The sequence below is a fragment of the Aeromonas sp. XH genome, assembly GCF_033348475.1.
GTDB classification, from domain to species: domain Bacteria; phylum Pseudomonadota; class Gammaproteobacteria; order Enterobacterales; family Aeromonadaceae; genus Aeromonas; species Aeromonas sanarellii.
Genome location: NZ_CP137630.1, coordinates 3,029,048 through 3,054,456 on the forward strand (window position 1 = coordinate 3,029,048; position 25,409 = coordinate 3,054,456).

Annotated in this window: 20 protein-coding genes and 2 tRNA genes; 14 read left to right on the top strand and 8 right to left on the bottom strand. The window is 65.0% G+C overall.

Annotated features, from left to right (window positions below; translation table 11 throughout):
- Positions 1 to 54: 54 nt before the first annotated feature.
- Complete coding sequence (locus R2B70_RS13875) at positions 55 to 483, bottom strand: GNAT family N-acetyltransferase (RefSeq protein ID WP_209794500.1); 429 nt, start codon at positions 481 to 483, stop codon at positions 55 to 57.
- A gap of 179 nt (positions 484 to 662) precedes the next feature.
- Between R2B70_RS13875 and rdgC the strand changes: the two genes are divergently transcribed.
- Positions 663 to 1,574 (top strand): recombination-associated protein RdgC, encoded by a 912-nt coding sequence (gene rdgC, locus R2B70_RS13880; RefSeq protein ID WP_216990723.1) that lies wholly within the window; start codon positions 663 to 665, stop codon positions 1,572 to 1,574.
- Positions 1,575 to 1,767: 193 nt separating this feature from the next.
- Here rdgC and R2B70_RS13885 read toward each other — a convergent pair whose 3' ends face one another.
- Positions 1,768 to 2,664, bottom strand: a complete 897-nt coding sequence (locus tag R2B70_RS13885; protein WP_042075069.1) for a LysR family transcriptional regulator — start codon at positions 2,662 to 2,664, stop codon at positions 1,768 to 1,770.
- Positions 2,665 to 2,808: 144 nt separating this feature from the next.
- Between R2B70_RS13885 and R2B70_RS13890 the strand changes: the two genes are divergently transcribed.
- The 3 genes from R2B70_RS13890 to ybaL all read left to right on the top strand — a co-directional run bounded on the left by R2B70_RS13890 (position 2,809) and on the right by ybaL (position 8,314).
- The gene (locus R2B70_RS13890) at positions 2,809 to 4,344 is read left to right on the top strand and encodes an MFS transporter (protein WP_318161775.1); all 1,536 of its coding nucleotides are present in this window, start codon (positions 2,809 to 2,811) and stop codon (positions 4,342 to 4,344) included.
- Positions 4,345 to 4,506: 162 nt separating this feature from the next.
- The gene (ggt, locus tag R2B70_RS13895) at positions 4,507 to 6,288 is read left to right on the top strand and encodes a gamma-glutamyltransferase (RefSeq protein WP_318161776.1); all 1,782 of its coding nucleotides are present in this window, start codon (positions 4,507 to 4,509) and stop codon (positions 6,286 to 6,288) included.
- 376 nt (positions 6,289 to 6,664) lie between these two features.
- Positions 6,665 to 8,314 (top strand): YbaL family putative K(+) efflux transporter, encoded by a 1,650-nt coding sequence (ybaL, locus tag R2B70_RS13900; protein WP_318161777.1) that lies wholly within the window; start codon positions 6,665 to 6,667, stop codon positions 8,312 to 8,314.
- A gap of 103 nt (positions 8,315 to 8,417) precedes the next feature.
- Here the strand turns inward: ybaL and R2B70_RS13905 are convergent, their stop codons facing one another.
- Positions 8,418 to 9,695, bottom strand: coding sequence for an NAD(P)/FAD-dependent oxidoreductase (locus R2B70_RS13905; protein WP_209794494.1), 1,278 nt, complete (start codon positions 9,693 to 9,695; stop codon positions 8,418 to 8,420).
- 49 nt (positions 9,696 to 9,744) lie between these two features.
- Positions 9,745 to 10,356 (bottom strand): HTH-type transcriptional regulator PuuR, encoded by a 612-nt coding sequence (gene puuR / locus R2B70_RS13910; RefSeq protein WP_209794493.1) that lies wholly within the window; start codon positions 10,354 to 10,356, stop codon positions 9,745 to 9,747.
- A 310-nt stretch (positions 10,357 to 10,666) separates the two neighbouring features.
- On the opposite strand from puuR, the gene R2B70_RS13915 reads away from it, so the two are divergent.
- The 5 genes from R2B70_RS13915 to R2B70_RS13935 all read left to right on the top strand — a co-directional run bounded on the left by R2B70_RS13915 (position 10,667) and on the right by R2B70_RS13935 (position 17,110).
- The gene (locus R2B70_RS13915) at positions 10,667 to 12,130 is read left to right on the top strand and encodes an NAD-dependent succinate-semialdehyde dehydrogenase (RefSeq protein ID WP_318161778.1); all 1,464 of its coding nucleotides are present in this window, start codon (positions 10,667 to 10,669) and stop codon (positions 12,128 to 12,130) included.
- A 148-nt stretch (positions 12,131 to 12,278) separates the two neighbouring features.
- Complete coding sequence (gabT, locus tag R2B70_RS13920; protein ID WP_318161779.1) at positions 12,279 to 13,568, top strand: 4-aminobutyrate--2-oxoglutarate transaminase; 1,290 nt, start codon at positions 12,279 to 12,281, stop codon at positions 13,566 to 13,568.
- A gap of 234 nt (positions 13,569 to 13,802) precedes the next feature.
- The gene (locus R2B70_RS13925; protein WP_209794491.1) at positions 13,803 to 13,940 is read left to right on the top strand and encodes a hypothetical protein; all 138 of its coding nucleotides are present in this window, start codon (positions 13,803 to 13,805) and stop codon (positions 13,938 to 13,940) included.
- Positions 13,940 to 15,283: an APC family permease gene (locus R2B70_RS13930; protein WP_209794600.1), complete on the top strand. Its 1,344-nt coding sequence runs from the start codon at positions 13,940 to 13,942 to the stop codon at positions 15,281 to 15,283. Before R2B70_RS13925 ends, R2B70_RS13930 begins: the two co-directional genes overlap by 1 nt.
- Before the next feature lie 483 nt (positions 15,284 to 15,766).
- A complete protein-coding gene (locus tag R2B70_RS13935; RefSeq protein WP_209794490.1) occupies positions 15,767 to 17,110 on the top strand; it encodes an APC family permease in 1,344 nt (447 codons plus the stop codon).
- A gap of 75 nt (positions 17,111 to 17,185) precedes the next feature.
- Here the strand turns inward: R2B70_RS13935 and R2B70_RS13940 are convergent, their stop codons facing one another.
- Positions 17,186 to 17,599, bottom strand: coding sequence for a hypothetical protein (locus R2B70_RS13940; protein ID WP_209794489.1), 414 nt, complete (start codon positions 17,597 to 17,599; stop codon positions 17,186 to 17,188).
- 255 nt (positions 17,600 to 17,854) lie between these two features.
- Here R2B70_RS13940 and R2B70_RS13945 point away from each other — a divergent pair, with 255 nt between their 5' ends.
- The 4 genes from R2B70_RS13945 to R2B70_RS13960 all read left to right on the top strand — a co-directional run bounded on the left by R2B70_RS13945 (position 17,855) and on the right by R2B70_RS13960 (position 24,147).
- Complete coding sequence (locus R2B70_RS13945) at positions 17,855 to 19,009, top strand: Na/Pi symporter (RefSeq protein WP_318161780.1); 1,155 nt, start codon at positions 17,855 to 17,857, stop codon at positions 19,007 to 19,009.
- Between the two features lie 133 nt (positions 19,010 to 19,142).
- A complete protein-coding gene (locus tag R2B70_RS13950; RefSeq protein WP_318161781.1) occupies positions 19,143 to 19,613 on the top strand; it encodes an FKBP-type peptidyl-prolyl cis-trans isomerase in 471 nt (156 codons plus the stop codon).
- 382 nt (positions 19,614 to 19,995) lie between these two features.
- Positions 19,996 to 20,763, top strand: a complete 768-nt coding sequence (locus R2B70_RS13955; RefSeq protein WP_216990733.1) for a DODA-type extradiol aromatic ring-opening family dioxygenase — start codon at positions 19,996 to 19,998, stop codon at positions 20,761 to 20,763.
- 165 nt (positions 20,764 to 20,928) lie between these two features.
- Complete coding sequence (locus tag R2B70_RS13960; protein ID WP_318163360.1) at positions 20,929 to 24,147, top strand: response regulator; 3,219 nt, start codon at positions 20,929 to 20,931, stop codon at positions 24,145 to 24,147.
- Positions 24,148 to 24,251: 104 nt separating this feature from the next.
- Here the strand turns inward: R2B70_RS13960 and R2B70_RS13965 are convergent, their stop codons facing one another.
- Positions 24,252 to 24,452, bottom strand: a complete 201-nt coding sequence (locus tag R2B70_RS13965; RefSeq protein WP_209794484.1) for a YbfA family protein — start codon at positions 24,450 to 24,452, stop codon at positions 24,252 to 24,254.
- A gap of 215 nt (positions 24,453 to 24,667) precedes the next feature.
- On the opposite strand from R2B70_RS13965, the gene R2B70_RS13970 reads away from it, so the two are divergent.
- The gene (locus R2B70_RS13970) at positions 24,668 to 24,955 is read left to right on the top strand and encodes a hypothetical protein (RefSeq protein ID WP_318161782.1); all 288 of its coding nucleotides are present in this window, start codon (positions 24,668 to 24,670) and stop codon (positions 24,953 to 24,955) included.
- Positions 24,956 to 25,021: 66 nt separating this feature from the next.
- On the opposite strand, the gene R2B70_RS13975 is transcribed toward R2B70_RS13970, so the two are convergent.
- Positions 25,022 to 25,095: transfer RNA gene (locus R2B70_RS13975), tRNA-Cys, on the bottom strand.
- A 55-nt stretch (positions 25,096 to 25,150) separates the two neighbouring features.
- Positions 25,151 to 25,226: transfer RNA gene (locus R2B70_RS13980), tRNA-Gly, on the bottom strand.
- Positions 25,227 to 25,409: the final 183 nt, after the last annotated feature.

Here is a 25,409-nt window from a genome sequence, read left to right on the forward strand (position 1 = left end):
ACAAGATGAGGATAGGCCCCTCTTTTTTCAAGCAAAAAGGGGCTGACGTCAGATTCAGACGGTTTGGTAATGCATCTGGTACTGAAGATGGCCGGTGAGGGGATCGGGCACCTCCCCCCCAATTTCAAAGCCGTGGCGACGATAGAAACGCACCGCCGGCTCGTTCTCCACGAAGACCCGGGTATGCAGTGCGGCGCACCTGGATTTGGCCTCCTGCAGCAGGGCGTGCCCCACCCCCCGCCCCTGCCTGTCGGGGCGCACGAAGAGGGCGGCCAGGTAGTCATCCACCAGGGCCATGAAGCCGAGCAGATCGCCGCGCTCCTCGAACACCCAGATGCGGGCGTGATCGAGATAGCGGGTACGCAGATCTTCCTGGGCCTGCCACCAGCAGGAAGCGTCGACGAAATCGTGGGCCTGCAGGGAGGCCAGCAACCAGATTTCGACGATCTCTTCCATGTCTTCCGGCCGGCTCTGTCTCAACATAGTCGCATCCCTGTCAACAATTTGAACACTCGCAGTCTAGGGGAGTTGGACGCGCTGGCGGGTGAGCAAGGTGGGGCCCTGTGAGGTCGATCGCCCTTTATTTAGCAAGAATGATTGGCTGATCACAAAGCGCCTCTCTAGTACAATGCCCGCCGGACAATCTAGAGACCGAGGACGCCATGTGGTTTAAAAACCTGCAGATTTATCGCTTTACCCGCCCCTTCGACCTGACCGTGGAACAGCTGGAAACCCAGTTGGAAGCCTGTGCCTTCACCCCCTGCGGCAGTCAGGACATCTCCCGGTTCGGGTGGGTCAAGCCCCTTGGCAAATTCGGCTCCACCCTGACCCACGCCGCCTCTGGCCACCTCCTCATCTGCGCCCGCAAGGAAGAGAAGATGCTGCCCGGCACCGTGGTCAAGGAGATGCTGGCGGAGAAGATAGAGGCGATCGAGTTCGAGCAGGGCCGCGCCCTCAAGAAGAAGGAGAAGGAGGCACTCAAGGAGGAGATCATGCATACCCTGCTGCCCCGCGCCTTCAGCCGCACCAGCCAGACCTTCGCCTGGATCAACCCCGCCGACAACCTGATGGTGGTGGATGCAGGCTCCGCCAAGAAGGCGGACGACCTGCTGGCGCTCTTGCGCAAATCCATCGGTACCCTGCCGGTGGTGCCGGTGGCCCTGAAGAACCCGCCCGAGATCACCATGACCGAGTGGCTCAACGAGGGCAACCTGCCCGCCGCCTTCACCCTGGAGGACGAAGCCGAGCTGCGCAGCGCCATGGAGCACGGCGGCATCATCCGCTGCAAGCAGCAGGATCTGATGAGCGACGAGATCAAGAATCACCTGGCCAACGACAAGCTGGTGACCAAGCTGGCCCTCAACTGGGGCGAGACCCTGAGCTTCGTGCTCGGCGACGATCTCTCCATCAAGCGCCTGAAGTTCAGCGAAGAGCTGCGCGAGCAGAACGACGATGTCACCAGCGAGGATCCCGCCGCCCGCCTGGATGCCGACTTCGCCCTGGTGACCGCCGAGCTGGCCCAGTTCATCCCGGCCCTGTTCGCCGCCCTGGGTGGGGAAGAGCAGTCCATCTAGTCAGCCCGCAGGCGACAGACATCATCATAAAAAAACCGCCTGATGGCGGTTTTTTTATGTCTCGATGACTCCAGCCCGGCATGTCGACGGGCTACGCCAAAGCCGAAGAGCGCGATGGAAGGCCGGCACCTTCGCTGTTCCCTCGATGCACTTAGGACGCCACCTCGGGCGTGTTGCCGGAATACCGCGCCCCTTACCCGCCCAACACCTTCTTGTCGACCAGGAAATCCACAAACACCCTCAGTTTGGGCGCCATGTAGCGATTGCCAGGCCAGAGGATGGAGAACTGTCCGCCTTCGACCACATAGTCATCGAGGATGGATACCAGCGCTCCCGATCCTATGCCCTCACGGACGGCGAAATCGGGCAGGTAGGCGATTCCCAGCCCAGCCACCGAGGCGTAGATCAGCCCTTCCACGCTGTTGAACGTGTGCGTGGTCGGAACAGACAGACACGGGACATCCGTCCGTTCGGTGCCAAGCCCCCACCCCTGCAACTGGCCCGTCGTCGGGAACCTGTACCGCAGGCAGTCATGGCCCACGAGGTCAGCCGGAGCTTGCGGTGTGCCGCGTTCGGCGAAGTAGCGCGGGGCGCCCACCACCACAAAGCGGAACGTGCCCAAGGGACGAGCCTTGAGCTGGGAACTGCCGGTATCACCGCTGCGGATGACGGCATCCACTCCCTCGGCGATGACGTCGATCAACCTGTCGTTGAAGTCGAAATCGAGTCTGATGTCGGGATACCGGGCAGTGAATTCGGGCAGAACGGGCATCAACATCCGATAGCCAATGGCCGGCACGCCGATTTTCAGCTTGCCGCTGGGACTGCCCGCCAGCCGGGATAACTCGGATTCCGCCTCTTCGATTTCTTCGACGATGCGCTGGCTGCGATCGAAGAAAAGCGCGCCTTCTTCCGTCAGGCTCAGGCGCCGAGTACTGCGGTTGAACAAGCGCACCCCAAGCTCGGCCTCCAGGCGTGCCACGCTCTTGCTGATCGCAGAGGCGGACACCCCCAGGCGCTTGCTGGCCGCGACAAAACTGTTTGCTTCCGCTGCGCGGACGAACGCCATCAATCCGCTCAAACTATCCATCGCCATCGTTCAATTAGTGAGTTTTTGTCATTTAAGAAAGGAATAATGCCATGTTTTTCAATGACTGGTGATCTTTTAGCATGTCATGCATCCCCCATGACCTATGCGGCCCCTGCAACCAGCGGACCGCGCCGAGAGATACCGATGAAAGTCACCAATACCGTCGTCCCCCACCCACGCCGCCACCATCAGGCGTCGCTGCTTGCCGCCATCTGCCTGGCGGCCCTGATCCTTCCTCTCAGCTTCACTGGCGGGACTGTCGCCACCCCCATGATCGGTCGCGATCTCGGGGGCAGTCCGCTGGCACTGAACTGGATCACCAATGCGTTCATGTTGAGCTTCGGCAGCCTCCTGATGACGGCCGGTGCATTGGCCGATACCTTCGGCCGCAAACGGGTGTTTGCCAGCGGAGTGCTGGCTTTCGTGATTATCTCCATCGTCATCGCCTGGGCACCGAGCATCCTCTGGCTCGATGTGCTGCGCGCGGCTCAGGGAATCGCCGCAGCGGCGGCATTGGCAGGCGGGTCGGCGGCGCTTGCCCAGGCGTTTGACGGCATGGCGCGCACGCGAGCGTTCAGCCTGCTGGGCACCAGCTTTGGTGTGGGACTGGCTTTCGGCCCGCTCCTGGCGGGCATGCTCATCGAACACCTGGGCTGGCGTTCGGTGTTCTTCTCAAGTGCCTGCGTGGGTGCACTCGCCTTGCTGCTGGGAGTGCCCAGGATGCTCGAATCGCGCGACCCCGATGCGGCGGTTTTTGATTGGGCTGGCGCGGTCAGTTTCACCGGCGCACTCGGTTTGTTCACCTGGGGGGTTCTGCAATTGCCGGCCAGCGGCTGGGGCAGTTGGCAGGCGTGGGGGCTGCTGCTGGGCGCCGCCCTGTCATTGGGGATTTTTCTTGGCGTGGAGAGACGTGCGGCCCGCCCGATGCTGGATCTGTCGCTGTTTCGGTATCCGCGCTTCCTGGGCGTGCAGATGCTGCCGGTGGCCACATGCTATTGCTATGTGGTCTTGCTGGTGTTGCTCCCGTTGCGGCTGATCGGCATTGAGGGCAAGAGCGAGGTCAGCGCCGGGATGAGCATGATCGCCTTGTCGATTCCGATGTTGATCGTGCCCAGTCTGGCGGCCAGCCTGACACGCTGGGCCTCGGCCGGAAAAATCTCGGCACTGGGGCTATTTGTCGCTGCTGCCGGGCTGTTCTGGCTCGGCAAGATAGCCCCATCGGATCCTCACGCATCGCTGCTGGGGCCGCTCCTCGTCATCGGCATCGGCACGGGGCTGCCGTGGGGCTTGATGGATGGTTTGGCGGTCAGTGTCGTGCCGAAGGAGCGCGCTGGCATGGCGACGGGGATTTTCAGCACGACGCGGGTGGCGGGCGAAGGCGTGGCCATCGCCATCGTAGGTGCGCTGGTGACGCTGTTCATCCAGATGCACTTGCCGCAAGGCAGCGCAGCGGCAACCATTGAGACGGCCCGGCAGCTTGCGATGGGCAATGTCGCCGCCGCAAGCCAGGTCTCCAACGACAGTGCCCAGGCTCTGATCCGCGCCTATGGGGACGCTTTCCAGTGGCTGATCTATGTGCTGATGCTCGTCACGGTTGGCTCTGGCGTTGTCGTGGGCTGGCTTCTGGATGAAGCCACTCCAGCGCCGCTGTATGGCTTGAACCGGCAGCGAGCCAACTAGCCGTCAGGTGCAGGGTGCAGCCCCTTCCCAGATTCGCCTTGTGCCTTGTGGCGTTCTTCCTGATAGTTTTGTAACCATATGAGTATTAACGACAATCTTTTCATCAAGTTCCAAGTGTGACACATTTCGACTGATGAACAAGAAACCGACAAGGAGCCTGTCATGTCCCTCAAACCCCTCGGCCTGCTGGTCGCCTTCGGCCTGCTCGCCGGCTGCGCCCCCCAGAGCGCCTTTCACTATGTCCCCCCACCCCAGACCCTGATCGCCCCCGAGGCGGCGAGCGGCTGGACCGACAAGCCGGGCTGGCAGGGTCGCCACTTCATGGTGGCGGCGGCCAACCCGCTGGCGGTGGACGCGGGCTACCAGATCGTCAAGGCGGGAGGCAGCGCCGTGGATGCGGCCATCGCGGTCCAGCTGGTGCTGACCCTGGTGGAGCCGCAGTCGTCCGGCATCGGTGGCGGCTCCCTGTTGCTGGTGTGGGACGGCAAAGGGGTGGTCGCCGTGGATGGCCGGGAGACGGCCCCCGCCGCCGCCACGGATCAGCTGTTCATGCAGGATGGCAAACCCATGGCCTTCTACGACGGCGTGGTGGGCGGCCGCTCGGTGGGCGCCCCCGGCACGGTGCGCGCCCTGGCCCTGGCCCACGGGCGCTATGGCAAGCTGCCCTGGGCCACGCTGTTCGAGCCCGCCATCGCCCTGGCGGAGCAGGGCTTCATCATCAGCCCGCGCCTCGCCACCCTGATCGCCAAGGAGCCCTATCTCGCCAAAGACCCCGAGGCCCGCGCCTACTTCTATCAGCCGGACGGTACGCCCAAAGCTGCCGGCAGCAAGCTCACCAACCCGGCCCTGGCCAGGGTGCTGAGAACCCTGGCCCAAGAGGGGGCAGATGCCTTCTATCGGGGGCAACTCGCCGACGCCATGGTGGCCAAGGTGCGCCAGCACCCTACCAATCCCGGCGTGCTGGCGGCGGTGGATCTCGCCAGTTACAGCGCCAAGCTGCGGGACGGCCTCTGCTTCGACTACCGCCAGAGCGAGATCTGCGGCTTCCCAACCCCCTCCTCCGGCACCCTGGCCCTCGGCCAGATCTTCGGCATGCTGGAGAGCCGGGACATGGCAGCGCTCAAACCCGTGCCCGGGCCGGATGGCCGGCTGGCCGCCTCGAGCGATGCCATCCACCTCTACAGCGAGGCGGCGCGGCTCGCCTTTGCCGACCGCAACCAGTACGTGGCCGACGCCGACTTCGTCGAGGTGCCGGTGGCCGGCCTGCTGGACAAGGGCTATCTGGCCGAGCGGGGCCGCCTCATCGGCAACCGCTCCATGGGAGTGGCCCAGCCCGGCAAGCCGCCCCGTTCGCTCGCCCGTGGCCGGGATGCCACCCCTGAACTCCCGTCCACCAGCCATGTCTCCATCGTCGACCAGGCGGGGATGGCGGTCTCCATGACCAGCTCCATCGAGGATGGCTTCGGCTCGCGACTGATGGTCAACGGCTATCTGCTCAACAACCAGCTCACGGATTTCTCCTTCACCTCGGTGGATGCGGCCGGCCTGCCGGTGGCGAACCGGGTCGAACCCGGCAAGCGTCCGCGCTCCTCCATGTCCCCCCTGCTGGTGTTTGACAAGCAGAGCGGCGAGCTCGAGATGAGCCTGGGCTCCCCCGGGGGCTCGGCCATCATCAACTACGTGGGCAAGGCGCTGCTGGGGACCCAGGACTGGGGGCTCAATCTGCAGCAGGCCATCGCGCTGCCGAACTTCGGCAGCCGCAACGGCCCCACCGAGCTGGAGCAGGGGCGCACGCCAGATGCCGTGGTTCAGGGGTTGAAAGCCAGGGGACACGAGCTCCTGCTGGGCGAGCAGACCTCCGGGCTGCAGGGGGTGCAGCGCAATGCCGGTGGCTGGCTGGGCGCCGCCGACCCCAGGCGGGAGGGGATCGCCAGGGGCGACTAACCCGCCCTTTGCGCCCGTTTATCGTTGACGACGGAGGAGGGCCGCCTCCTCCGTGCCGCCGGCGGCAGGGTGAACCGCAGCGAAGAAAACAATCGCGGATTGATTTTTTCTGCCAAAAATTGCATTCAAGAGTCATCCTTTCACTTTAAAACAATGCGTTACAGACATTTCCCGTCAAAATCCCTCTCAATCTTGGAATAATGTTGTCCAAGCCATAAAAATGCATTATTTTTCAATGGAAACGGCATCTGTTGTCCTCAAGAAAATGTCTTGATGCGGCCAACTTCTGTCTCTTTCGCCCCCTGCTCATTGACAGCTGCCCTCTTCCCCTTCGGGTGATCTGGTAGCCCCTGACTGCCATTAGCGAGGTGACGACATGGACCACTCACTCCCCCTTATCACGACCCTGGTTGGCGGCCTGGTGCTGGCCTATCTGCTTGGCATGCTGGCAAGCCACCTGCGAGTCTCTCCCATGGTGGGCTATCTGGCGGCCGGCGTGGTGTGCGGTCCCTTCACCCCAGGCTATGTGGCCGATCTGCAGCTCGCCCCCGAGCTCGCGGAGATCGGCGTCATCCTGCTGATGTTCGGCGTCGGCCTGCACTTCTCCCTCAAGGATCTGCTGTCGGTCAAGCACATCGCCATCCCGGGGGCCATAGTCCAGATCACCCTGGCAACCCTGCTCGGGCTCGGCCTCTCCCAGTTGCTAGGCTGGAGCCTGACCGCCGGCCTGGTGTTTGGTCTGGCCCTCTCCACCGCCAGCACTGTGGTGCTGCTGCGCGCCCTGGAGAGCCGAGGCCAGATCGACACCAAGGAGGGGCGCATCGCCATCGGCTGGCTCATCGTCGAGGATCTGGTGATGGTGCTGGCCCTGGTGCTGCTCCCCATACTCGCGAACCTGCAGCAGGGAGGTGAGAGCCTGACCCTGGCCCAGGTGCTCGCCGACATTGGCCTGACCCTAGCCAAGGTGGCGGCCTTCATCGCCCTGATGATCATCGGCGGACGCCGCCTCATCCCCTGGCTGCTGGCCCGCACCGCCGCCACCGGCTCCCGCGAGCTCTTCACCCTGGCCGTGCTCTCCTGTTCGCTGGGCATCGCCTTCGGTGCCGTCAAGCTGTTCGGGGTCTCCTTCGCCCTCGGGGCCTTCTTCGCCGGGGTGGTGATGAACAGCTCCCACCTGAGCCACAAGGCCGCCAACGACACCCTGCCCCTGCAGGACGCCTTCGCCGTGCTCTTCTTCGTCTCGGTGGGCATGCTGTTCGATCCCGTCATCCTGCTGCGCGAGCCCCTGGCGGTGCTGGCCACCCTGTTCGTCATCGTGATCGGCAAGTCGGTGGCGGCCTTCGCCATCGTCCGGCTGTTTGGCCACAGCCGGCGTACGGCGCTGACCATCTCCGCCAGCCTGGCCCAGGTGGGGGAGTTCTCCTTCATCCTGATGGGGCTGGGGGTCATGCTCGGCCTGGTGCCGGCGGTGGCTCGTGATCTGGTGCTGATCGGCGCCTGCTTCTCCATCGTGTTCAACCCCCTGGTATTCAATCGGGTGGAGCGCTGGCTGAGCCGCCACCCCGAGCCGCAGACCGAAGACGTCGCCCCGCTCTGCCCGCTGCAAGGCCACGTGGTGGTGGTCGGCGCCGACGGCATCGGCACCCCGCTGATCCGTCAGTTGCACGAGCAGGGGCGAGAGATGGTGGTGATCGACTCGGATGAGCAGCTGCTGGCGCCCTGGCGCGCCCGGGGGATCACCTGTCTGGCCGGCCATCCTGTCCAGCCGGATCTGCTCGCGGCGGCCCTGCCCAATGCCAGCTGGCTGCTGATCACCCTGGAAGACAGCCTGCTGGCCGGCGAAATCGCCGCCATCGCGCGGGAACAGGGGGATCTGCTGCAGATAGCCGCCTGCGCTCATCAGGGCGAAGAGGTGCATCATCTGCGGCTGCGCGGGGTCCATCGGGTGGTGCTGAGCGAGGAAGAGGCGGCGCGGCGCTTGTGCCATCTGGCGACACGCCTCCCCGCCGACCCGGCTCCGGCCTGACGCCCGCACGGCGAGGCCGGGGCTCACGCCGCCAACCGCCCCAGAAAACGCAAGGCCACCCCCTGGGGTGGCCTTGTAGGTATCCGAGTCCGGGCAGGCGGGATCACACCCCCAGCCGATCGCGCAGGGTGTACCAGGCGGCGCCGGCGGCGGTGAAGGGGATACGGAACAGACGCCCCCCCGGGAAGGGGTAGTGAGGGAGCTTCGCGAACGCATCGAAGCGCTCCGCCTGACCGCTCAGCACCTCGGAGAGCAGCTTGCCCGCCAGATGGGTACAGGTCACGCCGTGGCCGCTGTAGCCCTGCATGTAGTAGATGTTGGGACCGATGCGGCCGAACTGCGGCAGACGCGACAGGGTCAGCAGGAAGTTGCCGGTCCAGGTGTACTCCACCTTGACGCCGGCCAGCTGGGGGAAGGTCTTCAGCATCTTGGGGATGATCAGCCGCTCGATGTCCGCCGGATCCCGCGCGCCGTAGACCACGCCGCCGCCATAGATGAGCCGGTGATCGGCGCTGGTGCGGTAGTAGTCGAGCAGGTAGTTGCAATCCTCGATGCAGTAGTTTTGCGGCAACAGCGAGCGGGCCCGCGCCTCCCCCAGCACCTCGGTGGCGATCACCTGGGTGCCGCAGGGCATGCTCTTGCCGGCGAGCTCGGGCACCAGGTTGCCGAGGTAGGCGTTGCCCGCCACCACGACATAACGCGCCTTCACCGCCCCCTTGGCGGTCTTGACCAGGGCGGGCTGACCCGGGGTGATGCTGGTGACGGCGGACTGCTCGAAGATCTGCCCCCCCTGCATGCGGATGGCCTCCGCCTCCCCCAGGGCCAGGTTGAGGGGGTGGATATGGCCGCCGCTCTTGTCCAGCAGGGCGCCGACGTAGCGATCGCTCGCCACCACCTCGCGTACCCCGTCGGCATCGAGCAGCTCCAGCTTGTCGTTGCCCCACTTCTCCCAGCGCGCCTGCTGCGCCTTGAGCTCGTGCAGCTGCTTCTCGGTCTCGGCGGCGAAGACCCCCCCCTCACGCAGATCGCACTGGATGTTGTAGCGCTTGATCCGCTCGCGGATGATCTGGCCTCCCTCAAACAGCATGGAGCCGAGCAGCCTGGCCTGTTCCGGCGGGCAATTCGCTTCTATGGTGTCGATGTCGCGGCTGTAGGAGTTGACGATCTGGCCGCCGTTGCGACCGCTGGCGCCAAAGCCCACCCGGGCCGCCTCCAGCACCACCACCTTGTAGCCCTTCTCCACCAGGTGCAGGGCGCTGGAGAGGCCGGTGTAGCCCGCGCCTATGATGCAGACATCGCACTCCAGCTGCTCGGTGAGCGTGGGATAGGGGGCGTGCTTGTTGGCACTGGCTGCGTAGTAACTGTTTACATGTTCGGTCATGATCCCTGTTTCCTTACCGGTTCTTTTCCAACACGAGTCGTTGTTCACATTAAAAACTGGCCGGGGTGTGGGCGCTGACGATGCGGCAGGTCTCCCCCGACGGATTGCTGAAGCTGTGGGGCTCGCCGGTGTCGATGACGTAGCTGTCCCCGGCGCACAGTTCATAGGTCTGGCCCGCCAGGGTCAGCAGCACGGATCCTTCCAGCACGGTGCCCACCTCTTCCCCCTGATGCTTCACCACGCCCCCGGTGTCCGTGCCGGGGGCATAGGTCTCCAGCATGAAGCCGAGCTGACGCCGGTTGTTGCCGTTGTGCACCAGCTTCATGGAGACCCCCTGGCTGCCCAGCTCGATGAGCTGCTCCGCCTTGATCACCACGCTCGGCGTCTGCAGCTCCTCCTCGGCGAAGAAGCGCGACAGCGGCAGCTCGTAGACGCTGAGCAGCTTCTGCAGCGAGGCCACCGAGGGGCTCACCTTGTTCTGTTCTATCATGCAGATGGCGCCGTGGGTCAGGCCGCTCAGCTCGGCCGCCCGGCGCTGGGAGAGCCCGAGGCGACGGCGGATCTGGGCGAGGCGCTCGCCCATGCTCTTGTCCATCTCTTTGTCGGCCAAGGGGTTATCCGTCATGGTCCGCCACTGGACCTCTCCCCGGGGGTGCTGCATCGCCTGTCTCCTTCCATGGTCATTCGAATACCTGGTGACGACTGGTTAATATAGTGCGTCAGCGACCTTGGCCTGTTCACTATCCTGCACAACCCTAGCCGTTCATTATTTTGCACACTCGGGGCGATAAAAAACGCCACAGTCGCGCCATTAGCCCCATTTCTAGCATGCCACGCACCATACACTCAAATATATTTAACACTTGAAAAACATTTCGGCTCACTTTATGGTCGTTACGTGCTTATTATTCTATACGGTGGCACCCCGGCATGCGTGAGCCACCCAGACCCACAATCGAGGCTTCCTATCTATGTCAGCATCACAACCCGCTCTCTCCCTGATCAAGTCCCTTGCCTATATAGACGGTCGCTGGTGCGAGGCCAGGGACGGGCGCCGGTTCGAGGTCCTGAACCCGGCGACTGGCCAGCCCATCACCCAGGTGCCCGACATGGACGGGGAGGACACCCGGCTCGCCATCGAAGCGGCCCACGCGGCCCAGCCCGCCTGGGCGGCCCTCACCGCCAAGGAGCGCAGCAGCCGGCTCCAGGCCTGGTTCGAGCTCATCATGGCCAACCAGGAGGAGCTGGCCCGCATCATGACCTGCGAGCAGGGCAAGCCGCTGGCGGAGGCCAAAGGGGAGGTGGCCTACGGCGCCAGCTTCATCCAGTGGTTCGCGGAAGAGGGCAAGCGTGCCTATGGCCGCACCATACCCGGCTTCTCCGCCGATCGGCGCCTGGCCACCATCAAACAGCCGGTGGGCGTGGTCGCCGCCATCACCCCCTGGAACTTCCCCATCGCCATGATCACCCGCAAGGCGGGACCGGCCCTGGCCGCCGGCTGCACCATCGTCATCAAGCCCGCCGCCGAGACCCCGCTCTGCGCCCTGGCCCTGGCGGCCCTGGCGGAGCAGGCGGGCATCCCCGCCGGGGTCATCAACATCGTCACCAGCCATCAGGCGAGCGCGGTGGGCGACGAGCTGTGCAGCAACAAGACGGTGCGCAAGCTCTCCTTCACCGGCTCCACCCGCATCGGCAAGCTCTTGATGCGCCAGTGCGCCGACACCATGAAGCGGCTCTCCCTCGAGCTCGGCGGCAACGCCCCCTTCATCGTGTTTGACGACGCGGATCTCGACGCCGCCGTGGCCGGGGCCCTGGCCTCCAAGTACCGCAACGCGGGCCAGACCTGCGTCTGCGCCAACCGCATCCTGGTACAGGCCGGGGTCTATGACGCCTTCGCCGACAAGCTGGCGGCCGCGGTGCGGGACTTCAAGGTGGGCGACGGCATGGGCGAGGGCGTCCAGATCGGGCCCCTCATCAACCCGGCCGCCGCCGACAAGGTGGCGAGCCTGGTCAGGGAGGCCACCGCCGCCGGTGCCCGGGTGCTGGTGGGCGGCGAAGCCCACCCCGCCGGCCCGCTCTTCTACCGCCCCACTATCCTGACCGGGGTCGGCAAGGGCAACCCCATCCTGGACGAGGAGATCTTCGGGCCCGTCGCCCCCCTGGTGCGCTTCGAGACCGAGGATGAGGCCATCGCGCTCGCCAACGACACCCCCTATGGCCTGGCCGCCTACTTCTATGGCCGCGACATCGCCCGCGTCTGGCGGGTGGCCGAGCGGCTGGAATACGGCATGGTGGGCATCAACGAGGGGATCATCTCGACCGAGCTGGCCCCCTTCGGCGGCATCAAGGAGTCGGGGCTGGGCCGGGAAGGGGCGGCCGAGGGGCTGGAGGAGTACCTCGAGACCAAATACCTCTGCTTCGGCGGCATCCGCTAGGCAGCCACACCTTGCGCCGGCGGCCGGGCCCCTGCATCAGGCCCGCTATCCGCCGGCGCAGCCATATCGGTCAACAAGGACGAAGTGAGTGCTCCCAAGGGGGCCTCGCCACATTGAGACAGGGGCCCGTGCCCCTCAGGGAGGAAAGATGAGTCATTCAAGCAACAACCAGGGCTGGCAGGCCCGCCGCGAAGCGGCCGTGGTACAGGGGGTCGGCACCCTGCTGCCGGTCTTCATCGACCGGGCGCACAACGCCGAGCTGTGGGACGTGGAGGGCAACCGCTACATCGACTTCGCCTCCGGCATCGCCGTGCTCAACACCGGCCACAACCACCCCAAGGTGGTGGCGGCGGTGCGCGCCCAGCTGGAGAAGTTCAGCCACACCTGCTTCCAGGTCACCCCCTACCCCGGCTACATCGAGCTGGCGGAAAAATTGAATGCCCTGGTGCCGGGGCCGACCCCCAAGCGCACCCTCTTCCTCTCCACCGGCGCCGAGGCGGTGGAGAACGCCATCAAGATCGCCCGCGCCCACACCGGTCGCAGCGGCACCATCGCCTTCAAGGGGGGCTTCCACGGCCGCACCATGATGGGGATGGCGCTCACCGGCAAGGTGGTGCCCTACAAGACCGGCTTCGGCCCCTTCCCGGGCGAGGTCTATCACCTGCCCTTCCCCGCCGACTACCTGGGGGTGAGCGAGGCGGACGCCCTGGCCGCCCTTGAGCTCTGCTTCAGCGCCGACATCGAGCCGAGCCGGGTGGCCGCCATCATCATAGAGCCGGTGCAGGGCGAGGGGGGCTTCTACGTCGCCTCCCCGAGCTTCCTGCAGAAGCTGCGCAGCGTGTGCGATCAGCACGGCATCCTGCTCATCTGCGACGAGATCCAGAGCGGCTTCTGTCGCACCGGCAAGACCTTCGCCACCGAATATGCCGGCATAGAGCCGGACATCATGACACTCGCCAAGAGCCTGGCCGGCGGCTTCCCCCTCTCCGCCGTGGTGGGCAAGAGCGACATCATGAACGCCGCCAAGCCGGGCGGCCTCGGCGGCACCTATGCCGGCTCCCCCATCGCCTGCGCCGCCGCCCTGGCGGTGCTCGAGGTCATCGAGGAGGAGCGTCTGAACCAGCAGGCCCTGGCCCAGGGCGAGCAGATCAAGGCGCGCCTGCACAAGCTGGCGGCGCGGTTCGACTGCATCGGCGACATCCGCGGTCCCGGCGCCATGGTGGCCATGGAGCTGATCAAGGGAGGCGACGCCGGCCGGCCGGATCCCGACCTCACCAGGAGACTGGTGGCCGAGGCGGGCAAGCGCGGTCTGGTGCTGCTGGCCTGCGGCGTGCGCGGCAACGTGATCCGCTTCCTGGCCCCCCTGACCGCCCCGGCGGCCATCGTCGACGAGGGGCTGGACCTGCTCGAGCAGGCCCTGCTCACCGCCCTGGATTAGCCAGGGAGAGAGCGCCGCGCCTGAGTGCAAAAAAATGCGTTTTTGCCTCCTTGATATGCTTGTCAAGGGGGCAGCACGAATGCACAATGCGCCTCCGCTTCAAAGGACCGTCCGCTCATCGCAGCCCGGTTCTTTTTTTGCGGCAAACAAATCCATAACGAGGCCGGAACCGACCGGAAATGATAGCGAGATGGACAGCCATCTCACGACACCGCTTCTTCGATGAGGAACACCATGGGGCATTTCACCGCTTTCCTGCCGGCCTGCGCCGGTCTGCGCCACTCGTCTGTGCAACAGACCGGCGCCCCCACTGCACAGGATGACGCCGCCGTCAGCCTGATCCCCTCGGTCCGGACAGGGGAGAACGCATGATGAATGCCCACCCCGTCGGCCTGAAAAAGAGCCTGAAACTCTGGCACGTGGTCATCATGGGTCTGGCCTATCTGACCCCCATGGCCGTGTTCGACACCTTCGGCATCGTCACCGAGATCACCGAAGGCCATGTGCCCACCGCCTATCTGTTCGCCCTGGTCGGCATGCTGTTCACCGCCATGAGCTACGGCCACCTGGTGCGCAAGTTCCCCTCGGCAGGCTCCGCCTACACCTATGCCCAGAAGGTGTTTCACCCCTATGTGGGCTTCATGGTGGGCTGGGTCTCCCTGCTCGACTACATGTTCATGCCGATGATCAACATGCTGCTGGCCAAGATCTACATGGAGGCCCTGTTCCCGAACCTGGAGCCCTGGACCTACATCCTGGCCCTGACCGCCGTCATGACCTTCCTGAACCTGCGCGGCATCAAGCTGGTGGCGAACTTCAACAGCCTGATCGTCATCATGCAGTTCAGCATCATCGCCGTCTTCATCGGCCTCATCGCCTGGGGTGTTGCCCATGGCGAGGGGCTCGGCACAGTGGCGAGCAGCCGTCCCTTCTTCTCGGATCAGATGGCCCTGGTGCCCCTGTTCACCGGCGCCTCCATCCTCTGCCTGTCGTTCCTGGGCTTCGACGCCATCAGCACATTGTGCGAGGAGACCCCGAACGCGGACCGGGTGATCCCCCGCGCCATCGTGCTGACCGCGCTCATCGGCGGCGTGCTCTTCATCTCGGTCTCCTACTTCCTGCAGCTGTTTTTCCCGGACATCTCCCGCTTCCAGCAGCCGGATGCGGTGCTGCCGGAGATCGCGCTCTACGTCGGCGGCAAGCTGTTCCAGGCGGTGGTGCTGGTCTGCACGACCGTGGCGGTGCTCGCCTCCGGGCTCGCCTCCCACGCCGGGGTGTCGCGCCTGCTCTACGTGATGGGGCGGGATCGCGCCCTGCCGAGCCGCTTCTTCTCCTACATCCACCCCAGGTGGCAGACCCCGGCCCTGAACGTGCTGCTGGTGGGGGCCCTGGCGCTCTCCGCCGTGTCGTTCGACCTGGAGATGGCGCTGGCCCTGATCAACTTCGGCGCCCTGGTGGCCTTCACCTTCGTCAACCTGGCGGTGATCGCCCACTTCTACGTCAAGCTCGGCCACAACAAGACGCTGCGGGATCACCTGGTGTTCCTGGCCCTGCCGCTGTGCGGCGCCGCCTGCATCGGGGTGCTCTGGCTCAACCTCGAACCCTCCTCCTTCGAGCTGGGGCTGATCTGGGCCGCCCTCGGCGCCCTCTACCTGCTGCTGCGCCTGACGGTGTTCCGGGTTCCCCTCGGCCGGCCGGAGACCGATCTCTCCTGATAGCGCCCTTCCCCCCAACGAGCCCGCCCGGTGCGGGCTCTTTTCCGGATAATCCGGGCCACTGTCCCCCCGCCCCACCCCTTCGGCCACGACCGCTGCGCACACCCGATGACGGGGTTGACTCCGGTCAACAAAATCCCCGTTTGCGGCCTTTTTCCCTTGTCTCCGTCCCACCCTGAGGGCACAATACGGCGCCCCTTGAGAGCCGATGTTGTTACGACATCGGTTCTTTGCTTTTTTGGGGCACACCACCATCCACCAAGAGGCCGGACCTTGTGCCGGAATTGATACCGAGATTGCCGGGCAATCTCCCGACGTTGTGAGGAAAAACATGGGGCATTTCACTGCTTTCCTGCCGGTCCCCGCCGGCGTGCGCCACGCATCTGTGTCACAGACAGGCGCCCCCTGTGTCCAGGAGCGCGCTGCCGCGTCCCTGATCCCGTCCCCCTTCGCCTCCCGGGCGTTCGCAGAGGAGAAAGCGTGATGGCCGGCGCCAAGCTGCTCAAGACGCTCACCCTGTTCCAGGTGGTGGTGATGGGTCTGGCTTACCTCACGCCCATGGCGGTGTTCGATACCTTCGCCATCGTCGGCGACATCACCGATGGCCGCGTGGCCACCGCCTACCTGCTGGCGCTCGGCGGCATCCTGCTCACCGCCTTCAGCTACGGCCACCTGGTGCGCAAGTTCCCCTCGGCGGGCTCCGCCTATACCTATGCCCAGAAGGTGTTCAACCCCTATGTGGGCTTCATGGTGGGCTGGTCCTCCCTGCTGGACTACATGTTCATGCCGATGATCAACATCCTGCTGGCCAAGATCTACCTGACCGCCATGTTCCCGAACGTGGAGCCCTGGATCTTCATCTTCGGCCTGGTGACCGTGATGACCTTCCTGAACCTGCGCGGCATCAAGCTGGTGGCGAACTTCAACGGCGTCATCGTCTTCATCCAGATCGCCATCATCGTCACCTTCCTCGGCCTCATCGCCTGGGGCCTGAGCCATGGCGAGGGGGCCGGCACCCTGGTGAGCAGCCGTCCGTTCCACGTGGAGTCCGCCAGCATGCTGCCGCTGTTCACCGGCGCCACCATCTTGTGCTTCTCCTTCCTCGGCTTCGACGGACTGAGTTCGCTGTCGGAGGAGACCCCGAACGCCGGCAAGGTGATCCCGCGCGCCATCGTGCTGACGGCGCTGATCGGCGGCATCATCTTCGTCACCGTCTCCTACAGCCTGCAGCTGTTCTTCCCGGATCTGGCCCGCTTCAAGGAGCCGGATGCCGTGCTGCCTGAGATCGCGCTCTACGTGGGTGGCACCCTGTTCCAGAGCGTGGTGCTGGTCTGCACCACGGTAGCGGTACTCGCCTCCGGCATGGCGGCCCACGCCGGGGTGTCGCGCATCCTCTACGTGATGGGGCGCGATCGCATGATCCCGGAGCGGGTGTTCGGCTACATCCACCCCACCTGGCGCACCCCGGCCATCAACGTGCTGCTGGTGGGGGCCCTGGCGCTCTCCGCGGTCTCCTTCGATCTGGACATGGCGCTGGCCCTGGTGAACTTCGGCGCCCTGGTGGCCTTCACCTTCGTCAACCTGTCGGTGATCGGCCAGTTCTGGGTGCGCGAGCAGCGCAACAAGAGCCTGAAGGACAACCTGCTGTTCCTGGTGCTGCCGCTGCTCGGCGCCGCCACCATAGGGGCGCTCTGGATCAATCTGGAGCAGAGCTCCCTGGAACTGGGCCTCATCTGGGCGGGGATCGGGGTGGCCTACCTCTTCCTGCGGATCGCGGTGCTGCGCATCCCCTTCCGTCAGTACGAGGAGGCGGCCGACGGCCAGTAAGCCGCGGCGATCGGCCAAACAGAAGGGGAGCCCATGGCTCCCCTTCTTGCATCCAGACATCCGCCGCGCGGACAATCAGCCCTGATTGATGACCGCGGTGGCGGCGGCCTTGACCGGATCCTTGGCCACGGCCTTCACGTTCTTCTCGGTCTGGTTGACCTTCTGCCGGGTCGCTTTCAGTTCCTCGTTGGTCTCCTTGAGGCCGGAGGTCTTCTTGTCCAGCGTGTCCGTGGCACTCTTCTTCGCCTCTTTCAGCCCGGCCGTCTGCTTGTCCACCACCGCCGAGGTGCTCTTCTTCACCTCGGTGGCCGCCTTCTCCTTCTGCTGGCGCACCAGCTTGTCGGCATCGCAGTTGCCCTTGACCCCCAGGGTGGCGTTCATCGCCTCGTTCCTGACCGCCTTGTCGAGGTTGCATTCGGACTTGAACACGCCAGCCTGCGCACCGGCAGACAGCAGACCCAGGGAAAGACACAACACCCATGCTTTCATAACAGCACCACTCTCGTTGAAGGAAAGGGTCAGCATATAACCCTGGGCGCACGGTGCAAGGCGCCCGACGGGTTGTGGGCCGGATGGCGCCCTAATCCGGCTGGCTCCGACACTTTCTGTCAGCACCCGGCCGCAGGCACTGCCCTGAGAGATGTCATCAAACCATCATAAAAGTGTCACTTTGTCATATTTCTGTCATGGAGCACTGCTCTAATGCGCCCGTCCCATTCAACGCAGCACGTCCCAAGAGGCCACATGCACAGCACCGCTTCTTCCACACCGCACGAGTCCCGCGCGACCAGTCCATTGTTCAACTGGCTGGCGGTGATCACCCTCGTCTACCTGATCCTGGTCGCCGTCGGCGCCGTCTCCCACGGCTTCAAGGGCTTCTCCGGTGGCGCCGAGGGCGCGGCCCAGATCTTCGCATTTGCCAACAACCCCTTCGTGGCCCTGCTGCTCGGCATCCTGGCCACGGCCCTGGTGCAGTCCTCCAGCACGGTCACCTCGGTGATCGTCGGCCTGGTGGCCGGCGGCCTGCCCATGGGCATGGCCATCCCCATGGTGATGGGGGCCAACCTCGGCACCACCATCACCAACACCATCGTCTCCCTCGGCCACATCCGGGACAGAGGCGAGTTTCGCCGCGCCTTCGCCGCCGCCACGGTGCACGACTTCTTCAACCTGCTGGCGGTCTTCATCTTCCTGCCGCTGGAGCTGATGTTCGGCCTGCTGCAAAAGAGCGCGGAAGGGATCGCCGGCCTGCTGCTGGGCTCTGCCGACCTGTCCATGAAGGGGATGGACTTTATGAAGCCCCTCATCTCCCCGTCCCAGGATCTCATCGACGGTGCCGTCGCCTTCCTGCCGGGCAAGGGGGCACCCATCGCCACCATCGTCATCGGCATCCTGCTGATCCTGTTCTGCGTCACCGCCCTCGGCAAGGTGCTGCAACGGGTCATGGTGGGCCGCGCCAAGGAGCTGCTGCACAAGGCCCTGGGCCGCGGTCCGCTGACCGGCATCGCCTCCGGCACCCTGGTCACCGTCATGGTGCAATCCTCCTCCACCACCACCAGCCTGATGATCCCCCTGGCGGGCGGCGGCGTGTTCAACACCCGCCAGCTCTACCCCTTCACCCTGGGGGCCAACATCGGCACCACCATCACGGCCCTGCTGGCCGCCACCGCCATCAGCGGCGCCGGAGCCCAGCTGGCCCTGACCATCGCTTTGGTGCACGTGCTGTTCAACCTGTTTGCCGTGGTGCTCATCTACGGGGTGCCCTTCCTTCGGGAGCTGCCCATCCGGGCCGCCGAGACCCTGGCCCGGGTCGGCAGCGAGAACAAGCTGCTGGCGCTGGGTTACGTGGGCGGGCTCTTCTTCGCCCTGCCCGCCCTGATGATGGTGGCGGTCAAGTAACGGCACGACGGCCGGGGGAGACGCCGCAGCCCCCGGCACATTGCCCGCCCGGTCACATCCCCCGGCATCCCCCCTCGCCCTCCCTCCCCGGCTGGGATAAGATGCGCCCTTCATGGCATGTAAGGAAAACCCGATGAAATTCATTCTGATCGCGCTGCTGGTTGCCGGCGTCGCCTACTACTTCTATTCGAGCAGCAACAACCGGAAGCTGGCGGAAGAGAACGTGCGCAAGGGCGCCGAGTTCCTCGCCGGCAACAAGGAGAAGCCCCTGGTGACCACCACGGCTTCCGGCCTGCAGTACGAGGTGCTGACCCCGGGCACCGGCACCGTCCACCCCACCGCCACCAGCAAGGTGAAGGTGCACTACGAGGGCAAGCTGCTGGACGGCACAGTGTTCGACAGCTCCATCGCCCGTGGCGAGCCCATCGAGTTCAGCCTGAACCAGGTGATCAAGGGCTGGACCGAAGGGGTGCAGCTGATGGTGGAAGGGGAGAAGACCCGCTTCTACATCCCCGCCAGCCTGGCCTACGGCGATCGCACCGCCGGCAAGATACCGCCGGGATCCGTGCTGATCTTCGATGTGGAGCTGCTGGGCATTCAGTGACGCCCTCCGGCAAGATCCCACTGGGTACAGTACTCATCTTCGACGTGGAACTGCTGGGCATTCAGTGACGCCCTCCGGCAAGATCCCACTGGGTACAGTACTCATCTTCGACGTGGAGCTGCTGGGCATTCAGTAACCCCCCTTCGTCACGGCAACAAGGCCGGCGCATTGCGCCGGCCTTGTTGTTTCTGTTCCTGTCGTTGCCGCCCGCCATCTCAGCCCCATGACTATCAACCCAAGGTGAACAGTGCTTACACATTGCACTAGATTGTTAACTCCACTCCCGGGGCAGATAATGACCTCATCGTCAGCGGCCCAGCCCCTGACCCGTTTATCGCGGTGCCGGCCAAGCGGGCCCACACCGCCAACAAGGAGTTTCGCCATGGCTATCGCCCCCGTCTGGTTCATCTCTCACGGCGCCCCGGATCTGGTCCTGCGCGACCAGCCTGCGACCCAATTTCTCAAGACCCTGCGCCTTGGGGATATCAAGGGGCTGGTGGTGCTCTCGGCCCACTGGTTCAGCCGAAGCGAGCCGCAGATCAACGTCGAGCCCAGCCCGGCCTTGATGTACGACTTCTACGGCTTCCCCGAGCCTCTCTACCGGATCCGCTGGCCCGCCAGGAGCCCCCAGTGGCTGCAAGAGGCGGTGAGCGATCAGCTGCTGCTGGCCGGCCTGCCCGCCACCCCGATCAGGCGCGAACTGGATCACGGGGTCTGGTCGCCGCTCTCCCTGATGGATCCCCACAGCGAGATCCCCCTGGTGCAGCTCTCCCTGCCCGCCGGCTTCGGCCCCGGCCAGCTGTGGCGGCTGGGAGAGGCGCTGCAGAGCCTGCGCGAGCAGGGGATCGGCATCCTCGCCTCCGGTGCCATCACCCACAACCTGCGCGCCCTCGGGCCGGACGGCGCTCCCGTCCCCCTGTGGGCGAGCCAGTTCGCCCGCTGGCTGGAGCAGGCCATGGAGGAGGGGGACAGGGAGGCGCTGGAGGATTACCGCGCCCGCGCCCCCGGGGCGGTGGAGTCCCACCCCCACGACGATCACCTGCGCCCGCTGTTCGTGGCGCTGGGGGCCGCCGGCACCGACAGGCCCCGGAAGCTGCACGACAGCTGGGACTACGGCAGCCTCTACATGGGGGCCTACAGGTTCGGGTGAGCGAGGGACGCGACGGGGGTGTCCGGCGGGTGGCCAGGCCGTCGACCGGGCGCCTTTTTATGGGGGGGATGAGCCCAAATAAGGGACTCGTTATAGCCGTTTTCCGGTAGAATGGCCGCCTTTGAACAAGACCGGGCAGGGATGACTGTCGCGTCGGGTGGCATGATGAACCTCTATCGATCACTGATCCTGCTCTGTCTGCTGTGCCTGCAACCGGTGCAGGCCTTGACCCTCTACAGCCGCCACGCTCCCGAGATCCTCCCGCCCCGCTGGACAGACGCCGAGCTGGCGTGGCTGCGGCAGACCCCGCAACTGCGGGTCGGCCTCCTGCAGCACGACTATCGCCCGTTCAGCATGATCATCGCGCAGCAGCGTTTCGAGGGCCTCTGCGCCGATTATCTCGATCTCCTGGCAAGGACCCTGCAAAAACCCCTGGAGCTGCGCACCTTTCCGGACAAGGCGCACCTGCTGCGCGCCCTGCGCCAGGGGGAGATCCACCTCGCCAGCCTCGGCAACCTGACCCTGGCGGACACGGACAGCAGCGGCATCCGCCTGAGTGTCCCCTACTTCAGTGCCCCCCTCATCTTCTCGACCCCCAAAGCCCATCAGGGGCCTCTGCTGACACCGGGGCAGCGCGTCGCCGCCGTCCAGGGGCAGATCGACGTGCAGAGGTTCAAGCGCTACTACCCCACCCTCACCCTGGCGACCTACCCCTCCAACGCGGAGGCCTTCGACGCCGTCTTCTTCGGCCGCCAGGACGTGCTCTTGGGGGATGCCCACTCCATGCACTACCTCAACAGCGAGCGCTTCGACTACCTGCGCCAGCGCGGCGAGGCCCCGCCCGAGCTGGCGCCTGCGGATTTCCGCTTCGCCATGCCGGCCCACCCCCTCGCGCTGTCGAGCCTGGTCGACAAGAGCCTGAAGGCGATCGGCGAAGGCACCCGCAATGCCGTCTTCACCCAGTGGAACGGGCCCATTCGCGACATGAACGACAGGGCGAGCGATCTCTATGACGCCGCCGAGCGGGCCTGGATCCGGCGCTCGCCCCCCATCAGGGTGTGGCTGATGGACAACCTCTACCCCTATGGCGCCCTGGATCACGACGGCCAGCTCACCGGCATGACGGTCGACATGCTGGCCAGGGTGGGCAAACGCTCCGGCCTTCGCTTCGAGTTCGTGAGCGCAGACTCCGAGCGCCAGCTGGCGAAGGCCATGCAGTCAGGCGCCATCGACCTTATCGGCGCCATCTCGCGGCCCGTGGCCGAGGGCTACGGCCTGCGTCCCTCGGCTCCCTATGCCGCCGACGACATCTACGTGATCCTCACCCGCCAGGAGGTATCCGCCATCGACACCCTGCAGAGCCTGGCAGGAAAGACGGTGGGGATGACCCGCCATACCCCCCTCGCCGGGCGGCTAGGTCGCAGCCGTATCACCATTGTGGAGAACGCCGAAGAGGCGATGCAGGCGGTCGAGCGGGGCAGGCTGGACGCCGCCATAGTGCCGCTCTACTTTGCCCGCCACGCGCTGGAGAACGATCCGCAGACCCGGCTGCGCATCGCCGGTCCCGCCGACGAGGAGCCGATCCGGATGGGATTTGCCAGCCTGCGCGACCAGGGGATGCTGATGGGGATCCTCGACAAGACCATTCTCGCCATCCCCCCCAACGAGCTGGCCATGATGAGCTACGAGTGGCGCAACCGCAAACTGCCGGTGCCCGGCTTCATGGAGCGCCACGCCCACGCCTTCTACCTGCTGTTTGCCGTGCTGTTCGCCCTGGCGCTGGTGCTGCTCTACCGCAACCTCATGCTCAAGCGGCTCGCCAGCTCGGAGCAGGCCTCCCGCCAGCAGCTGGAGGCCCACGTCAGGTTCATCCGGGCACTGGGGGAGAGCCTGCCCCACCCCATCGTCGTGCGGGACAAGGGTGGCAAGGTATTGCTGTGCAACAGCAAGTACCTGAGCCAGCTCGGTGCCCGGCCGGAAGCCGTCATGGGCCAGCCCTTCGCCCGGGGGCTGGCGGGGCTGATCGATGACCAGAGCATCGCGGTGCTGGAGCAGGATTTCGCCAGGGTGCTGCGGGAGGGTCAGCCCGTCTTTGCCGATCGCCTCTTCCACCGGCAGGGGGAGCAGACCGACATCTACCACTGGATGGTGCCCTACTTCGATGGTGACGGGACCATCAGCGGGGTGATCGACGGCTGGATCGACATCACGGAGCGCAAGCGGCTGGAAGAGGCCCTGCGTCAGGCCAAGCTGCAGGCCGACAGCGCCAGCCGGGCCAAGAGCGATTTCCTCGCCACCATGAGCCACGAGATCCGCACCCCCATGAACGCCATCCTCGGCATGCTGGAGCTGGCCACCGAGGATCCCGCCCTCAGCCGCCACAGCGGCGAGTGGCTGCGCATCGCCGCGGACTCGGCGCACGGCCTGCTGGATCTGCTCGGGGACAGCCTGGATATCGCCAGCATAGAGGCGGGTCAGATGGCCCTGACGCCCGTGCCCTGCGCGCTCACGCCGCTGCTGGTGTCGGTGACCCGGGTGTTCAGGGGCATGGCCGAGCAGAAGGGGCTGGCCTATGACGTCAGGCTGCCCGACTCTCCCCTGCCGCAGGTGCTGATCGATCCCCTTCGCCTGCGCCAGATCCTCTTCAACCTCATCGGCAACGCCATCAAGTTCACCGAACAGGGCCGGGTCAGCATCACGGCAACCCTGAACGATGGCGCACACCAGCCCCCGGTGCTGCACCTGACCATCACCGACACCGGGGTCGGCATTGCGGCAGACAAGCTGCCCCAACTCTTCACCCCCTTCTACCGCGCCCACGGCCAGGGCCACTTCCCGGGCAGCGGCCTGGGTCTGAACATCGCCCGCATCCTGTGCCAGATGATGGGGGGAGAGATAGGCGTCCACAGCCGGGTCGGCGAGGGCACCCGCCTCGAGATCAGGCTACCCCTGACGCTGGCGGAGCATGAGCCCCTCCCGGCGCCGGACCTGGTACCCGCCCTCCCCAAGGCGCCGCCGACCCGGCTGCGCATCCTGGTGGTGGATGACAACCACGCCAACCAGACCCTGCTGCGCCAGCAGCTCAAGCACCTGGGGCACGACGTCAGCGTGCGCAGCAACGGGCTGGAGGCCCTGCGCGCCGTCGCCAGCCACCCCTTCGATCTCGTCATCACCGACTGCCAGATGCCGGTCATGGACGGCTTCGAGCTGACGCGCAACCTGCGTGCCCGCGGCCATGAGCTGCCCGTCTGGGGCTTCACCGCCCATGCCCAGCCCAGGGAGCGGGAACTCTGCCTCGCCGCCGGCATGAACGACTGCCTGTTCAAGCCCATCGGCCTCGCCCGCCTGCGGGCGGCGCTGGCCGGGCTGGAGCCCTCGCCCTGACGGGCATGCCGTCCCCCAGGGCACCGGGGCCTTGGCCCTGAGTCTGGAAACTCGCCCAATAAAAAAGACAGCCAAGGCTGTCTTTTTTCACTGCTGAAGCGGAGTCAGTAGAAGATCCGCTCCCCTCGCTCGCTCATCTTGAGCCACACCGGCTTGGTGCTGGTCTTGTTCCAGATGCGGTGCAGGTAGCTGTAAAAACGGGCGCGATCGCGGCGAAACAGCATCACCGGGAAGGCGAGCAGACCCGCCACCAGGACGAAGATGCGGCGAAGGATTATCTGAGTCAGGGAGAAGGGATGAAACATGATATAACGCCTCACTGGTAAGACCACTGAGCAAAGATTACTCCACAAGCTGTAGGATTACTACACCGTAATGGCCATTTTTTTGTAAAAAAATGGCTAAAAAGCCATAAAATGAAATTGGGTTACATTTTTTAACCAAAAAACAACAAGCGTGGCAAAAAGCGACGACTGGACCAGAGTTAACGGGGGGATGGGAACGACGGGGAGAGAAGAGGATGAGACTCGCGGATGTGGCGCTCCTGAGCGTGCTGGGACTGCTCGCCTGGAGCCAGTGGCAGGAGTGGCGGCTCAATCGCGCCGACGCCATCGACATCGCCTATCACGGCGTGCCCACCGTCAGCCTGTGGCAGTGCGCGATCCTGACCCAGCGCATGACCGCCCTGGCCGAGCACGGCGGTGAACTGGCGTTCAGGTTCCGGGGGGAGGCGCTGATCGAGATGGAACACCATCTGCACAAGGAGTGGCAACGACATGGGTGCGATCGACTCGCCGAGCAGCCATGATCTTGGCACACGGGATGTGCAATCTATTGCTTCAGCTTGCTGCTTACTGGGAAAACAGGGGGAAGATGGAGGCACGTTCCGGAGTCGAACCGGACTAAACGGATTTGCAATCCGCTGCATAACCGCTTTGCTAACGCGCCATGCTGACAAGGCATTGCCTTGAGAGTGATATCCATCGTTGGTGCGATGGAGAATTGGAGCGGGAAACGAGACTCGAACTCGCGACCCCGACCTTGGCAAGGTCGTGCTCTACCAACTGAGCTATTCCCGCATGACTGCTTGCGTGCCAGTTGCCTGACAACGAGGCGCATTATACGTACCCCGAGCCCGGGCACAACCCTTTTTTATGACTTTGCGCGCTTTTTCGGAGCGTTTGCTCAGGCTTTGAACGCCTTGGTCGAAAATCCCTCCATTCCCTGTGACCCGGCGAACGAATTTCAGATAAAGCCATTGA

Coding starts and splice junctions, on each gene's coding strand:
- R2B70_RS13875 (WP_209794500.1), bottom strand. CDS start 483: ATGTTGAGACAGAGCCGGCCGGAAGACATGGAAGAGATCGTCGAAATC.
- rdgC (WP_216990723.1), top strand. CDS start 663: ATGTGGTTTAAAAACCTGCAGATTTATCGCTTTACCCGCCCCTTCGAC.
- R2B70_RS13885 (WP_042075069.1), bottom strand. CDS start 2,664: ATGGATAGTTTGAGCGGATTGATGGCGTTCGTCCGCGCAGCGGAAGCA.
- R2B70_RS13890 (WP_318161775.1), top strand. CDS start 2,809: ATGAAAGTCACCAATACCGTCGTCCCCCACCCACGCCGCCACCATCAG.
- ggt (WP_318161776.1), top strand. CDS start 4,507: ATGTCCCTCAAACCCCTCGGCCTGCTGGTCGCCTTCGGCCTGCTCGCC.
- ybaL (WP_318161777.1), top strand. CDS start 6,665: ATGGACCACTCACTCCCCCTTATCACGACCCTGGTTGGCGGCCTGGTG.
- R2B70_RS13905 (WP_209794494.1), bottom strand. CDS start 9,695: ATGACCGAACATGTAAACAGTTACTACGCAGCCAGTGCCAACAAGCAC.
- puuR (WP_209794493.1), bottom strand. CDS start 10,356: ATGCAGCACCCCCGGGGAGAGGTCCAGTGGCGGACCATGACGGATAAC.
- R2B70_RS13915 (WP_318161778.1), top strand. CDS start 10,667: ATGTCAGCATCACAACCCGCTCTCTCCCTGATCAAGTCCCTTGCCTAT.
- gabT (WP_318161779.1), top strand. CDS start 12,279: ATGAGTCATTCAAGCAACAACCAGGGCTGGCAGGCCCGCCGCGAAGCG.
- R2B70_RS13925 (WP_209794491.1), top strand. CDS start 13,803: ATGGGGCATTTCACCGCTTTCCTGCCGGCCTGCGCCGGTCTGCGCCAC.
- R2B70_RS13930 (WP_209794600.1), top strand. CDS start 13,940: ATGAATGCCCACCCCGTCGGCCTGAAAAAGAGCCTGAAACTCTGGCAC.
- R2B70_RS13935 (WP_209794490.1), top strand. CDS start 15,767: ATGGCCGGCGCCAAGCTGCTCAAGACGCTCACCCTGTTCCAGGTGGTG.
- R2B70_RS13940 (WP_209794489.1), bottom strand. CDS start 17,599: ATGAAAGCATGGGTGTTGTGTCTTTCCCTGGGTCTGCTGTCTGCCGGT.
- R2B70_RS13945 (WP_318161780.1), top strand. CDS start 17,855: ATGCACAGCACCGCTTCTTCCACACCGCACGAGTCCCGCGCGACCAGT.
- R2B70_RS13950 (WP_318161781.1), top strand. CDS start 19,143: ATGAAATTCATTCTGATCGCGCTGCTGGTTGCCGGCGTCGCCTACTAC.
- R2B70_RS13955 (WP_216990733.1), top strand. CDS start 19,996: ATGGCTATCGCCCCCGTCTGGTTCATCTCTCACGGCGCCCCGGATCTG.
- R2B70_RS13960 (WP_318163360.1), top strand. CDS start 20,929: ATGAACCTCTATCGATCACTGATCCTGCTCTGTCTGCTGTGCCTGCAA.
- R2B70_RS13965 (WP_209794484.1), bottom strand. CDS start 24,452: ATGTTTCATCCCTTCTCCCTGACTCAGATAATCCTTCGCCGCATCTTC.
- R2B70_RS13970 (WP_318161782.1), top strand. CDS start 24,668: ATGAGACTCGCGGATGTGGCGCTCCTGAGCGTGCTGGGACTGCTCGCC.